Here is a 13,235-nt window from a genome sequence, read left to right as displayed (position 1 = left end):
CCGGGAGCTGTCGAGTGAGCCGATACGGGAGCGCTCGGTGAGCCTTTCCGGGGATCTGCCGGTGAGCCCTTGCGGGAAGCCCTGGTGAGCCTTTCCGGGAGGGCCCGGTGAGCATCTCCGGGAGGCGTCGGTGAGAACGTTCGGGAAGGGGTTGGTGAGCATCTCCGGGGGCTTCAGGTGAGCTTTTCCGGGATGTCTGGGTGAGCGTTTACGGGACGCTTCGGTGAGACTTTTCGGGAGCTTGCGAACGCAGTGCTCCGGCTGGCGCGGCGCCGGCTGTTGCCGGCGTCCGCACCGGTGCGGGCACGCATGAACCGTGCCCGCGGCAGCGTTTATGCAGCGAGTTTCGATGCCGCGTCGTTCACCTGCTCACGCGAAATCGCGAGTTCTTCGAGGTGCGCGTCGGCATAGATGCCGCCGGTTTCGCGCTCGAGGCGGGCGATCGTCAGCGCGCAACGCGCGATGTCCTTCGGCATCGCGATGAAGCGCTTGACCGATTCGCCGGACGTGAATGCATCGAACAGCGCGCCGCGCACGTCGTCCGGAAGCGTCTTGGTCCATTGGTACGGCTTGCCGTTGAACGTGATCGACGGCGGCAGCGTGCGTTCCTTCTTGGTGGCCGTGATGAGGCCGTAGGTACGTGCGGCGTCGCCGATCTGCTCGGGCGAAAAGAGTTCGTCGGGCGTGATGTCGAACTGCTCGATGTAGTTCTCGATCGCCCGCATCGCTGCGGCGCGATCGTCGCGCTTCTTCTGCGCGCGCGCGACGATGTCGCGCAGCTCGTCCGCTTCCTCGGACGTGATCGTGAAGCTCGCCTGCTTCTGCTGAAGTTCGGAGAAACGCTGGAATTCTTGATCGTTCAGAAGTTTGGCCATGACATCCATCGGATACGACGGCCGCGACAGCCGGCCGCCGTAGTTTTTGAGAGGGCCGCTATTCTAGCGTAGCGCGGCGTCCGCGCATCCGGAAACGGTCTGCGGAATGCCGGTACGAACGCCTGCGCGACCGGCGCACATCGCATACCGCGTGGGCGGCGTCGCACCGGCCTGCCCGACCCGCTGACCGAACGACCGCCCGCCGCGCCCGCCCGCTCGCCCGACCAATTTCAACCCGGTCGCCCGCTCGACAACAATCAGCAAGTCTCCGCGCGGCACATCGACAACTGGCCTGCCGTATCGCGCAGCCTTGCGACGACCACCTCCACGGACGGCGCCATGTGCGCGTCGATCCGGCGCATGTATGGGCAGGTCAGCACCGCGATCGCATGGCCGGCCGGGCCGAGGATCGGCGCGCTCAGGTCGGTGACGCCGTATGCCTGGCGGCTGTCCTGGCGCACGTAGCCGGACTGGCGAATGGACTGGCACGCGTGCGCGAGTTCCTGCTCGTTCATCGGCGTTTCACCCTTGACCTTGCGATGCTCGACCAGCATGTGCGCGCGCTGCTCGGTACCCTGGAACGACAGCATCACGCGTCCCGACGCCGTATCGGCAAGCCCGACGCGCGAGCCGAGCCGCACCGACACGCCCCACGGGCCGGGGCCGTCCACCTGTGCGATCACGAGCAGGTTGCCGCGATCGTAGACGGTCAGATGGCACGACTGTTCGGCCGCATCGGCGAAGCGCTGCATCAGCGGCAAGGCCTCGGCGATCAGCCGGTTCATCGGCGGATGGCGGTGCGCGAGCGCGAACAGTTTCAGGCTGAGCGTGTAACGGTCGCCGCCGCTCGAGCGCATCACGTAGCGGCGCGCGACGAGACGTTCGAGCATCCGGTAGATCTCGCTCGCGTTGCGGCCGAGCTCCTTCGTGATTTCGGTGCGGGTGAGCCCTTCCTTTTGTTCCGACAGGAGTTCGAGAATGTCGAGCCCCTTGTCGAGGGCGGGTGCGCGATAGCGGTCGGCTGCGCCCATCGACGCCCGTGCGTCGCTGCCGGGGAGCGGGTTATTGGTCGTTTGCGTCATGGTAGGAAGTCCGGGAATGGCCAATCGGTTGGCGACGCACGCTGGCCGGTTTGCACGCAGATTCGCGAAGCCGCATGCGGATGTGACTGCCGTCCGGACGAGCCTGACAATAAACGTTCAGTGTGCAATGCGGCGTCTTTTTGCCGATCGTTGTCCAGCAAGAACGGATCACGTGCCGTTCCCGATGACAGGGTCGTAAGAAATATTCGACATTCATCTTTCGGTATCGAAGGACCGCGGCATTGGGCGTAAAGCCGGATGGTTCGGCGGCCCCGATGCTGCTGTGCAATCTCCGCAGGCGCACCAATAGTCGGTATCCGTCGCGCGCCATTTCACGGCGGGCCGCCGATGGTACAAAGAGCGGCGGGCCAGCGACGGTGCGGCCGCGCGTGAAGCCGACCGGCACATGGCGCGGAGGCCGGGCCGTCGTCGCCGATGCGCAGACCGGCGGCCGCCCGTTCGATGCGCGTCGCACCCGGTGCGGCGCCGCGATCGCTGCGCCTGCGCGAGCCTCGCGTGTCGATTGGCCTGCCGGATTCGGGGGCCGACGCGCGTCATCGACGATCGGCATTCAGTCCAGCGCGTGGCCGTCAGCGGCCGCGTCGGCCGGTATCCTGTCACATTCGACAACAGAGGTTGAGCACGATGAAACTGCTTCGCTATGGCCCGTCGGGCCAGGAAAAGCCCGGTATTCTCGACGCGGACGGCCGGATTCGCGACCTGTCCGCGCACGTGCCGGATCTTGCCGGCGACGCGCTGTCCGACGCCGGTCTCGCGCGCCTGCGCGCGATCGACCCGGCCACGCTGCCGCTCGTCTCCGGCGAGCCGCGCATCGGCGCCTGCGTCGGGCGCGTCGGCAAGTTCATCGGCATTGGTCTCAACTATGCCGATCACGCAGCCGAAGCCGGCATGCCGGTGCCGAAGGAACCCGTGGTGTTCGGCAAGTGGACCAGTTCGATCTGCGGCCCGAACGACGGCATCGACATCCCGAAGGGCTCCGTGAAGACGGACTGGGAAGTCGAACTGGGCGTCGTGATCGGCGCGACGTGCAAGGACGTCGACGAAGCGCGCGCGCTGGATTACGTCGCCGGCTACTGCGTCGTCAACGACGTGTCCGAGCGCGAGTGGCAGATCGAGCGCGGCGGCCAGTGGGACAAGGGCAAGGGCTTCGACACGTTCGGCCCGATCGGCCCGTGGCTCGTCACGCGCGACGAGGTGCCCGATCCGCAGCGCCTCGACCTGTGGCTCGAGATCGACGGCCACCGCTACCAGAACGGCAACACGCGCACGATGGTGTTCACCGTCGCGCAACTGATCGCCTACCTGTCGACCTGCATGACGCTGCAACCGGGCGACGTGATCACGACCGGTACACCGCCGGGCGTCGGGATGGGCATCAAGCCGTCGCCGGTGTTCCTGAAGGCGGGTCAGACGGTGCGCCTCGGGATCGCGGGGCTCGGCGAGCAGTTGCAGGGCACGCGCAACGCGCAGTGAGCGCTCGCGCGGCGCGGGCGAGGCTGGCGGACGTAACCGGCTGGCTATCCGCCAGCGCCGCCGGACCCGTCGCCGGATCGCCGGCGGCGACCGACGCGAGTCGAACGCCGACCCCGATGCAACAAAGACAAGGGCCCGGTTCCGCATGACGCGGAACCGGGCCCTTGTCGTTCATCCGCGTTGGGACTCGGCGGATCAGACGACGTTGCCCAGCTCGCAATGGGCTTCGAGGCGATACCCGTCGGGATCGATGACGAACGCCGCGTAATAGCCGGGGCCGTAGTGCTCGCGTTTGCCCGGCCCGCCGTTGTCCTGTCCGCCGTGCTGCAGCGCGGCGCGGTAGAACGCATCGACTTCCACCGGCGACGCCGCGCGAAACGACAGGTGCAACCCTGAATCGGGATCGGCGACGACCGGACGTGCCGCGTGCTGCAACCACAGCACCGGTTCGCTGGTGCCGTAGCCGAGGGATCCGTCGTCGCTGTACAGCCGCTTGTAGCCGAGCGCGCCGAGCGTGCTGTCGTAGAACGCGCGGCTGCGGTCGATGTGGGCAACGCCGAACGAAAGGTGATCGATCATCTGTGGCTCCTTGAACTGAAGGGGGGCATCAGTGCAGCAAACCTGTTTACAACCACCAGGCCATCCGCTTGTGACGAAGCGCGCCGAGCATGCTGTCGTGGAATGCGCGGCTGCGGCCGGTGTGGACAACGTCGTGCGAAAAACGATCGATCATCTGTGGCTCCTTGAACTAAAGAGGGGACATCACAGCAGCAAACCCGTTTTTAACCACCATGCTGGTTATGTTAGGAAGCGTCCGGATGCTTGTCAACCGGCATGGTGGTTAGATACGATCGCGTCATGAGCAAAACGCAACCTTCCGTCACGACGGACTGCCTGGTTCCGGCGCCGTCCGAAACGCTGAGCATCGATTTCGCGAACACGCTGTACTGGCGTGGCGCCGACGTGCCGACCGAAACCTTCGGCACGCTGGACGACCTGTTCACGTGGTGCCGCGAGCAGGCTGGCGTGCCGGCCGGCCTGGCCGACGCGTGTCGCGCACGAGCACAAGAGAACGAGAAGGAGGACGCGCCGGCGATGCTGGCGCGCGCGCTCGCGCTGCGCGAGGCGTTGTACCGGCTCTTTCACGCGCAGGCCGAGCGGCGCGAGCCGCAAGCCGACGATCTCGCGCTGCTGGGCGGTTTTCTGGCGGAAGCGGCGCCGCGCGTCGCGCTCGCGCGGATCGATGGTGGTTACGCGTGGCGGATCGGGGCAGCGGGCGCGACGCTCGCGGGGCTGCTGAGCCCGGTGCTGTGGTCGGCGACCGATCTGCTGGGCGGCGCGCGCCTCGCGAAGGTCAAGCGCTGCGCGAACGACGCATGCCAGTGGCTGTTCATCGACGACAGCAAGAACGGCAGCCGCCGCTGGTGCTCGATGTCGTCCTGCGGCAATCGCGCGAAGGCGTACCGCCACTATCACAAGGCCGATTGACGGCAACGCGCGTCCCTGTGCGTCACGCGTCGATCGCGCCCATCCCGCCCGAACCTATTTCGCCGACAGCTTCCGCCACAGCGTCGTCTTGCTGATGCCGAGCATCGCGCACGCGCGATCGCGATCGCCGCCGCACGCATCGAGCACCGCGCGGATCTCGTCGGCTTCCGCGCGACGGCGGCGCGCGTGGAGCGTCTGCGCGTCGGTGGCGTCGGCATCGGCCGCATCGGGCGGCGCCGCGAACAGCTCGGGTGCGATCGCCTGCAGCGCATCGGGCGCGAGTGCCGCGCACGCAGCACCCGGATCGTGCTCGTCGACCTCCTCGGCCAGTTCCACCGCGATCCGCTCGATCACGTTCTGCAGTTCCCGCACGTTGCCGGGCCAGCGGTAGCGCGCGAGCGTCGCCTGCGTCGCGCCGAGCACGCGCATCGCATCGTCGGCCTCGCGCACGCGTTCGGCCAGCCGCGGCTCGCGCCGCGCGGCCTGCACGAGCAGCGTGGCCGCGAGCGCCGGAATGTCGGCGGCGCGCTCGCGCAGCGGCGGCAGGCCGACGTTCAGGATGTTGAGCCGGTAATACAGGTCCGCGCGGAACGTGCCTGCCTCGACGGCCGCGAGCAGCGGCCGGTGCGTCGCGGCGATCACGCGCACATCGATGCGGATCGGCTCGGTCGAGCCGAGACGGATCACCTCGCGCTCCTGCAGCACGCGCAGCAGCCGGCTTTGCAGCGACGGCGGCATCTCGCCGATCTCGTCGAGAAACAGCGTGCCGCGGTGCGCGGCCTCGAACAGCCCGGTCTTGCCACCGCGCCGCGCGCCGGTGAACGCGCCTTCCTCGTAACCGAACAGCTCGCTCTCGAGCAGCGCCTCCGGAAACGCGCCGCAGTTGATCGCGACGAACGGATAGCTGCGCCGCACCGACAGCGCGTGCAGGCTCTGCGCGATCATTTCCTTGCCGGTGCCGCTTTCGCCGAGCACGAGCACGGTCGCATCGGATTTCGCGTAGCGGCGCACGAGATCGCGCACGCGCGCCATCGGCGCGGACGCGCCGACCACGTCGTCGAGCGTGTAGCGCGCCGCGAACTGCTGCGTGTTCGGCTGCGAACGCAGCGCGCGGTCGAGCCGTTCGACCGCGCGCGATTCCTGGAACGTCAGCACGCTGCCCGACGTGACGCCGCGATCGACGAGCGGCCCGCGATGCACGACGTAGCGCACGCCGCGCACGGTCGCGAGCGCGTCGCCGTCCTCGCCGCGCAGCGTGCGCAGTTCCGGACGCAGGTCGACGAGCGCGCGGCCGACGGCCGCCGCGGGTTCGACCCCGAGCGCCGACGCGAGCCGCTCGTTGATGGCTTCGACGCGGCCGCGCGCGTCGAGCGCGACCACGCCGTCGCGCAGGTGCTGCAGCAGGTTGTCGAGTCGCTGGCGGCGAAACGCCTCGGCGTGCGTCGCGTACGCGACCTCGAGCGCCGTCTCGACCGCCTTGCGCACCGACGCGTGCGAATACAGGAAAACCGCGCCCATGCCGGCGCTCGCCGCGAGATCGGTGACGAGGCCGGGGCCGACGATCGTCTCGATGCCGCGGTCGTGCAGGTCGTGCACGCAGGCTTCCGCTTCCTGCGCGGACTGATATGACGCAAACTGCACGTCGAGGCCGTAGGCGGCGACGAAGCGGCGCACTTCGGGCGGCGTCTCGCCGGCGCTGACGAGCGCGATCCGCGACGCGTCGCGCCGCGCGCGCGCGAGCGCCTGCATCACGTCGAAGCCGGTCGGCGACACGACCACGACCGGCACCTGCGCACGCGTTTTCAGGAAGCCGCCGTTCGAGCCGGCCGCGACGATCACGTCGGGGCGCGCGGTGCCGGCCTCCGCGATCGCGCTCAATGCGTCTTCGTACGCGCGCGTGACGATGCGCACGTCGGCGCGTTCGTCGAATTCGCCGGCGATCTCGCGAAACAGGTCGCGCAGGCGGCTGATGCCCATCGCCCAGATGCGCGGACGCGCCGTGCGGTCGGCCGGGCCGACGGGCTTGGTCGAGGAGAGGTCCATGGCGACCGATTATGCGCGCGCGATTTCATTTTTGAAACATGAAATTGCTGAAATGAAATCATCGGGCGCTGCCTCGCCCGTGCCGGTTGCTTAAGAATCAGTGGGTTAGCCCCGATTCACGAGCTGGCCCGGTCCTTGCTGTTCATGGTCATTCCTTCAGGAGGCCGTTCATGAGCAACACGCATCTTCAGAGCGCCGGCGCGAAATTCCGCGCGGCAGTCGCGGCCGAGCAGCCGCTGCAGGTGGTCGGCGCGATCACCGCGTACGCAGCCAAGATGGCGCAGGCCGTCGGCTTCAAGGCCGTGTACCTGTCGGGCGGCGGCGTCGCCGCGAATTCGCTCGGCATTCCCGATCTCGGCATCAGCACGATGGAAGACGTGCTCATCGACGCGAACCGGATCACCAACGCGACCGACCTGCCGCTGCTCGTCGACATCGATACGGGCTGGGGCGGCGCGTTCAACATCGCGCGCACGGTCCGTTCGTTCATCAAGGCCGGTGTCGCGGCCGTGCACCTCGAGGACCAGGTCGGCCAGAAGCGTTGCGGCCACCGTCCGGGCAAGGAAGTCGTGCCGACCGACGAAATGGTCGATCGCGTGAAGGCCGCGGTCGACGCGCGCACCGACGACCAGTTCGTGATCATGGCCCGCACCGACGCGGCCGCTGCAGAAGGGATCGACGCCGCGATCGAGCGCGCGATCGCCTACGTGGAAGCCGGCGCGGACATGATCTTCCCGGAAGCGATGAAGACGCTCGACGACTATCGCCGCTTCAAGGCCGCGGTGAAGGTGCCGATCCTCGCGAACCTGACCGAGTTCGGCTCGACGCCGCTGTTCACGCTCGACGAGCTGCGCGAGGCGAACGTCGACATCGCGCTGTACTGCTGCGGCGCGTATCGCGCGATGAACAAGGCCGCGCTGAATTTCTACGAGACGCTGCGCCGCGACGGCACGCAGAAGGCGGCGGTGCCGACCATGCAGACCCGCGCCGAGCTGTACGACTTCCTCGGCTATCACGCGTACGAGCAGAAGCTCGACGAACTGTTCGCGCAGGGCAAGAAGTAACGCGACCCGCGCGCCGGGACATGGTTCCCGGAACGCTTTTGCATGAAGTCGGGCCGCGCGCACGAGCGCCGCGCCCGGCCGACGTGACACCCCAGATACCCATTGGAGAACGGAAACATGAGCGAGACGAAAGACGCAGCAGCACCGGCCGCCGCAGGCGCATTCAAGCCGAAGAAGTCGGTGGCGCTGTCGGGCGTGACGGCCGGCAACACGGCGCTGTGCACGGTCGGCAAGACCGGCAACGACCTGCACTATCGCGGCTACGACATTCTCGACGTCGCCGAATCGTGCGAATTCGAGGAAATCGCGCACCTGCTCGTGCACGGCACGCTGCCGAACCTGACCGAACTCGCCGCATACAAGACCAAGCTGCGCGCGCTGCGCGGCCTGCCGAGCGCGCTGAAGGCCGCGCTCGAGCAGATCCCGGCGTCGGCTCATCCGATGGACGTGATGCGCACCGGCGTGTCGGTGCTCGGCACCGTGCTGCCGGAGAAGGACGATCACAACCTGCCGGGCGCGCGCGACATCGCCGACCGCCTGATGGCGTCGCTCGGCTCGATGCTGCTTTACTGGTATCACTTCTCGCACAACGGCAAGCGCATCGAGACGGAAACCGACGACGACTCGATCGGCGGCCACTTCCTGCACCTGCTGCACGGCAAGACGCCGTCGAAGTCGTGGGTCGACGCGATGCACACGTCGCTGATCCTGTACGCGGAGCACGAGTTCAACGCGTCGACGTTCACCGGCCGCGTGATCGCGGGCACGGGCTCGGACATCTATTCGGCGATCACCGGCGCGATCGGCGCGCTGCGCGGGCCGAAGCACGGCGGCGCGAACGAAGTCGCGTATGAAATCCAGAGCCGCTACAGCTCGCCGGACGACGCCGAAGCCGACATCCGCCGCCGCGTCGAGAACAAGGAAGTCGTGATCGGCTTCGGCCACCCGGTCTACACGATCTCCGATCCGCGCAACAAGGTGATCAAGGGCGTCGCGCACAAGCTGTCGAAGGAAGCGGGCGACCTGAAGCTGTACAGCATCGCCGAGCGCCTGGAATCGGTGATGTGGGAAGCGAAGAAGATGTTCCCGAACCTCGACTGGTTCAGCGCGGTGTCGTATCACATGATGGGCGTGCCGACCGCGATGTTCACGCCGCTGTTCGTGATCTCGCGCACGTCCGGCTGGAGCGCGCACATCATCGAGCAGCGCGTCGACAACAAGATCATCCGCCCGAGCGCGAACTACACGGGTCCGGAAGACCTGCAGTTCGTGCCGATCGAGAAGCGCTGATCTTCGGCCGCGCGCGCCGGCGCCCGTGATGCGGGCCGCCGGCGCGCGCGCAACGTCTTACCCCGAATTCCGCCCCACATCATGAATACCGCCAACCGCAAACCCCTGCCCGGCACGTCGCTGGACTACTTCGACGCGCGTGCCGCGGTCGAAGCGATCGCTCCCGGCGCATACGACACGCTGCCGTACACGTCGCGCGTGCTCGCCGAAAACCTCGTGCGCCGCTGCGATCCGGCGATCCTCGCCGATTCGCTGAAGCAGATCATCGAGCGCAAGCGCGAACGCGACTTCCCGTGGTTCCCGGCGCGCGTGGTGTGCCACGACATCCTCGGCCAGACGGCGCTCGTCGACCTCGCGGGCCTGCGCGACGCGATCGCCGAGCGCGGCGGCGACCCGGCCAAGGTGAACCCGGTCGTGCCCGTGCAGCTGATCGTCGACCACTCGCTCGCCGTCGAGTGCGGCGGCTTCGATCCGGACGCGTTCGCGAAGAACCGCGCGATCGAGGATCGCCGCAACGAGGATCGCTTCCACTTCATCGAATGGACCAAGCGGTCGTTCGAGAACGTCGACGTGATCCCGCCGGGCAACGGCATCATGCACCAGATCAACCTCGAGAAGATGTCGCCGGTGATCCAGGCGCAGGACGGCGTCGCGTTCCCGGACACCTGCGTCGGCACCGACAGCCACACGCCGCACGTCGACGCGCTCGGCGTGATCGCGATCGGCGTGGGCGGGCTGGAAGCGGAAAACGTGATGCTGGGCCGCGCATCGTGGATGCGCCTGCCCGACATCGTCGGCGTCGAGCTGACCGGCAAGCGCCAGCCCGGCATCACGGCAACCGACGTGGTGCTCGCGCTGACCGAGTTCCTGCGCAAGGAAAAGGTGGTCGGCGCGTATCTGGAATTCCGTGGCGAAGGCGCCGCGAGCCTCACGCTCGGCGATCGCGCGACGATCTCGAACATGGCGCCTGAATATGGCGCGACGGCCGCGATGTTCTTCATCGACGGCCAGACGACCGACTACCTGCGCCTCACCGGCCGCAGCGACGAGCAGGTGAAGCTGGTCGAGGCCTACGCGAAGGCGGCGGGCCTGTGGGCCGATACGCTGAACGATGCGCAGTACGAGCGCACGCTGACGTTCGACCTGTCGAGCGTGGTGCGCAACATGGCCGGCCCGTCGAACCCGCACAAGCGGCTGCCGACGTCCGACCTCGCCGCGCGCGGCATCGCCGGCCAGTGGGAAGAGAAGGCGGGCGAGATGCCTGACGGCGCGGTGATCATCGCCGCGATCACGAGCTGCACGAACACCAGCAACCCGCGCAACGTGATCGCAGCCGCCTTGCTCGCGCGCAACGCGAACGCGCGCGGCCTCACGCGCAAGCCGTGGGTGAAGAGCTCGCTCGCGCCGGGCTCGAAGGCGGTCGAGCTGTATCTGGAAGAAGCGAACCTGCTGCCGGAGCTCGAGAAGCTCGGCTTCGGGATCGTCGCGTTCGCGTGCACGACCTGCAACGGGATGTCGGGCGCGCTCGATCCGAAGATCCAGCAGGAGATCGTCGAGCGCGACCTGTACGCGACGGCCGTGCTGTCGGGCAACCGCAACTTCGACGGCCGTATCCACCCGTATGCGAAGCAGGCGTTCCTCGCGTCGCCGCCGCTCGTCGTCGCGTATGCGATCGCCGGCACGATCCGCTTCGACATCGAGAAGGACGTGCTGGGCCACGACCAGGACGGCAAGCCCGTCACGCTGAAGGACATCTGGCCGACCGACGAGGAGATCGATGCGATCGTCGCATCGAGCGTGAAGCCCGAGCAATTCCGCAAGGTCTACGAACCGATGTTCGCGCGCGCGGCCGATGCGGGCGAGCGCGCGGCGCCGCTGTACGACTGGCGCGCGCAGAGCACGTACATCCGCCGCCCGCCGTATTGGGAAGGCGCGCTGGCCGGCGAGCGCACGCTCAAGGGCATGCGCCCGCTCGCGGTGCTCGGCGACAACATCACGACCGACCACCTGTCGCCGTCGAACGCGATCCTCGCGAACAGCGCGGCCGGCGAATACCTCGCGAAGATGGGCCTGCCCGAAGAAGACTTCAACTCGTACGCGACGCACCGGGGAGACCACCTGACCGCGCAGCGCGCGACCTTCGCGAACCCGACGCTGATCAACGAGATGGCGGTCGTCGACGGCGCGGTGAAGAAGGGCTCGCTCGCGCGCGTCGAGCCGGAAGGCAAGGTCATGCGGATGTGGGAAGCGATCGAGACGTACATGAATCGCAAGCAGCCGCTGATCGTGATCGCGGGCGCCGACTACGGCCAGGGCTCGTCGCGCGACTGGGCCGCGAAGGGCGTGCGGCTCGCGGGAGTCGAGGCGATCGTCGCCGAAGGCTTCGAGCGGATCCACCGCACGAACCTGATCGGGATGGGCGTGCTGCCGCTCGAGTTCAAGCCGGGCACGAACCGCACGACGCTCGGCATCGACGGCACCGAGACCTTCGACGTGATCGGCGAGCGTACGCCGCGTGCCGATCTCACGCTGGTGATTCACCGCAAGAACGGCGAGCGCGTGGAAGTGCCGGTGACGTGCCGGCTCGATACGGCCGAGGAAGTGTCGATCTACGACGCGGGCGGCGTGCTGCAGCGTTTCGCGCAGGACTTCCTCGAATCGTCGCAGGCGGCTTGACCGGGTCATACAGGGACAATGCAAACATGGCTCACATTCCTCAAATCAGGATTCCCGCGACCTACATGCGCGGCGGCACCAGCAAGGGCGTGTTCTTCCGGCTGCAGGACCTGCCGGACGCCGCGCAGGCGCCGGGCGCCGCGCGCGACGCGCTGCTCTTGCGCGTGATCGGCAGCCCCGATCCGTACGGCAAGCAGATCGACGGGATGGGCGGCGCGACGTCGTCCACCAGCAAGACGGTGATCGTGTCGAAGAGCACGCGGCCGGGGCATGATGTCGACTACCTGTTCGGGCAGGTCGCGATCGACCGCGCGTTCGTCGACTGGACCGGCAACTGCGGCAACCTGTCGGCGGCGGTCGGCCCGTTCGCGATCAGCGGCGGCCTCGTCGATGCGTCGCGCGTGCCGCGCGACGGCGTCGCGACCGTGCGGATCTGGCAGGCGAACATCGGCAAGACGATCGTCGCGCACGTGCCGGTCACGAACGGCGCGGTGCAGGAGACGGGCGACTTCGAGCTGGATGGCGTCACGTTCCCGGCCGCCGAAGTGCAGCTCGAGTTCATGGACCCGGCCGCCGACGAAGAGGGCGCGGGCGGCTCGATGTTCCCGACCGGCAACCTGGTCGACGACCTCGCCGTGCCGGGCATCGGCACGCTGAAGGCGACGATGATCAACGCGGGGATTCCGACCATCTTCGTCGAGGCGGAGGCGATCGGCTATACGGGCACGGAGCTGCAGGACGCGATCAACGGCGACCCGAAGGCGCTCGAGAAGTTCGAGACGATCCGCGCGCACGGCGCGCTGCGCATGGGGCTGATCGATACGCTCGATGAAATCGCGACGCGGCAGCACACGCCGAAGGTCGCGTTCGTCGCGAAGCCGGCCGACTATGTCGCGTCGAGCGGCAAGCGCGTGAATGCGGGCGACGTCGACCTGCTGGTGCGGGCGATGTCGATGGGCAAGCTGCACCACGCGATGATGGGCACGGCGGCGGTCGCGATTGGCACGGCCGCGGCGATCCCCGGCACGCTCGTCAACCTTGCGGCGGGCGGCGGTGAGCGTAATGCGGTGCGCTTCGGGCATCCGTCGGGCACGCTGCGCGTCGGCGCGGAAGCGCAACTCGAGAACGGCGAATGGACCGTCACGAAGGCGATCATGAGCCGCAGCGCGCGCGTGCTGATGGAAGGCTGGGTGCGGGTGCCGGGGGATGCGTTCTGATCGTTC

Annotated in this window: 10 protein-coding genes; 6 read left to right on the top strand and 4 right to left on the bottom strand. The window is 67.9% G+C overall.

Annotated features, from left to right (window positions below):
* Nucleotides 1–332: 332 nt before the first annotated feature.
* Together DIE17_RS17020 and DIE17_RS17015 are read right to left on the bottom strand one after the other, a co-directional pair.
* Nucleotides 333–884: a hypothetical protein gene (locus tag DIE17_RS17020; RefSeq protein WP_124486055.1), complete on the bottom strand. Its 552-nt coding sequence runs from the start codon at nt 882–884 to the stop codon at nt 333–335.
* A 248-nt stretch (nt 885–1,132) separates the two neighbouring features.
* A complete protein-coding gene (locus DIE17_RS17015; protein WP_185500306.1) occupies nt 1,133–1,957 on the bottom strand; it encodes an IclR family transcriptional regulator in 825 nt (274 codons plus the stop codon).
* A 645-nt stretch (nt 1,958–2,602) separates the two neighbouring features.
* On the opposite strand from DIE17_RS17015, the gene DIE17_RS17005 reads away from it, so the two are divergent.
* On the top strand, nt 2,603–3,451 hold the full coding sequence (locus DIE17_RS17005; protein WP_124921173.1) for an ureidoglycolate lyase: 849 nt from the start codon (nt 2,603–2,605) through the stop codon (nt 3,449–3,451).
* Between the two features lie 195 nt (nt 3,452–3,646).
* Here the strand turns inward: DIE17_RS17005 and DIE17_RS17000 are convergent, their stop codons facing one another.
* Entirely contained in the window at nt 3,647–4,030 is a 384-nt protein-coding gene (locus tag DIE17_RS17000) for a VOC family protein (protein WP_124486057.1), read from the bottom strand.
* Nucleotides 4,031–4,285: 255 nt separating this feature from the next.
* Between DIE17_RS17000 and DIE17_RS16995 the strand changes: the two genes are divergently transcribed.
* Nucleotides 4,286–4,939, top strand: coding sequence for an ABATE domain-containing protein (locus DIE17_RS16995; protein ID WP_124921193.1), 654 nt, complete (start codon nt 4,286–4,288; stop codon nt 4,937–4,939).
* Nucleotides 4,940–4,993: 54 nt separating this feature from the next.
* Here the strand turns inward: DIE17_RS16995 and prpR are convergent, their stop codons facing one another.
* Nucleotides 4,994–6,982 (bottom strand): propionate catabolism operon regulatory protein PrpR, encoded by a 1,989-nt coding sequence (gene prpR / locus DIE17_RS16990; RefSeq protein WP_124921172.1) that lies wholly within the window; start codon nt 6,980–6,982, stop codon nt 4,994–4,996.
* A gap of 170 nt (nt 6,983–7,152) precedes the next feature.
* On the opposite strand from prpR, the gene prpB reads away from it, so the two are divergent.
* The 4 genes from prpB to prpF all read left to right on the top strand — a co-directional run bounded on the left by prpB (nt 7,153) and on the right by prpF (nt 13,229).
* The gene (prpB, locus tag DIE17_RS16985) at nt 7,153–8,046 is read left to right on the top strand and encodes a methylisocitrate lyase (protein WP_044845010.1); all 894 of its coding nucleotides are present in this window, start codon (nt 7,153–7,155) and stop codon (nt 8,044–8,046) included.
* 117 nt (nt 8,047–8,163) lie between these two features.
* A complete protein-coding gene (gene prpC, locus DIE17_RS16980) occupies nt 8,164–9,336 on the top strand; it encodes a 2-methylcitrate synthase (RefSeq protein ID WP_124520245.1) in 1,173 nt (390 codons plus the stop codon).
* An 81-nt stretch (nt 9,337–9,417) separates the two neighbouring features.
* Nucleotides 9,418–12,012, top strand: a complete 2,595-nt coding sequence (gene acnD / locus DIE17_RS16975; RefSeq protein WP_124520244.1) for a Fe/S-dependent 2-methylisocitrate dehydratase AcnD — start codon at nt 9,418–9,420, stop codon at nt 12,010–12,012.
* 26 nt (nt 12,013–12,038) lie between these two features.
* A complete protein-coding gene (gene prpF, locus DIE17_RS16970; protein ID WP_124520243.1) occupies nt 12,039–13,229 on the top strand; it encodes a 2-methylaconitate cis-trans isomerase PrpF in 1,191 nt (396 codons plus the stop codon).
* The last annotated feature ends 6 nt before the right edge of the window (nt 13,230–13,235 follow it).

The organism is Burkholderia sp. Bp9099, assembly GCF_003857805.1.
Lineage (GTDB): Bacteria > Pseudomonadota > Gammaproteobacteria > Burkholderiales > Burkholderiaceae > Burkholderia.
This window is presented reverse-complemented; position numbering and strand designations above follow the sequence as displayed.

Bases quoted from the DNA above. Each gene is read 5' to 3' on its own strand.
- DIE17_RS17020 (WP_124486055.1), bottom strand. From the start codon at position 884: ATGGATGTCATGGCCAAACTTCTGAACGATCAAGAATTCCAGCGTTTC.
- DIE17_RS17015 (WP_185500306.1), bottom strand. From the start codon at position 1,957: ATGACGCAAACGACCAATAACCCGCTCCCCGGCAGCGACGCACGGGCG.
- DIE17_RS17005 (WP_124921173.1), top strand. From the start codon at position 2,603: ATGAAACTGCTTCGCTATGGCCCGTCGGGCCAGGAAAAGCCCGGTATT.
- DIE17_RS17000 (WP_124486057.1), bottom strand. From the start codon at position 4,030: ATGATCGATCACCTTTCGTTCGGCGTTGCCCACATCGACCGCAGCCGC.
- DIE17_RS16995 (WP_124921193.1), top strand. From the start codon at position 4,286: ATGGTGGTTAGATACGATCGCGTCATGAGCAAAACGCAACCTTCCGTC.
- prpR (WP_124921172.1), bottom strand. From the start codon at position 6,982: ATGGACCTCTCCTCGACCAAGCCCGTCGGCCCGGCCGACCGCACGGCG.
- prpB (WP_044845010.1), top strand. From the start codon at position 7,153: ATGAGCAACACGCATCTTCAGAGCGCCGGCGCGAAATTCCGCGCGGCA.
- prpC (WP_124520245.1), top strand. From the start codon at position 8,164: ATGAGCGAGACGAAAGACGCAGCAGCACCGGCCGCCGCAGGCGCATTC.
- acnD (WP_124520244.1), top strand. From the start codon at position 9,418: ATGAATACCGCCAACCGCAAACCCCTGCCCGGCACGTCGCTGGACTAC.
- prpF (WP_124520243.1), top strand. From the start codon at position 12,039: ATGGCTCACATTCCTCAAATCAGGATTCCCGCGACCTACATGCGCGGC.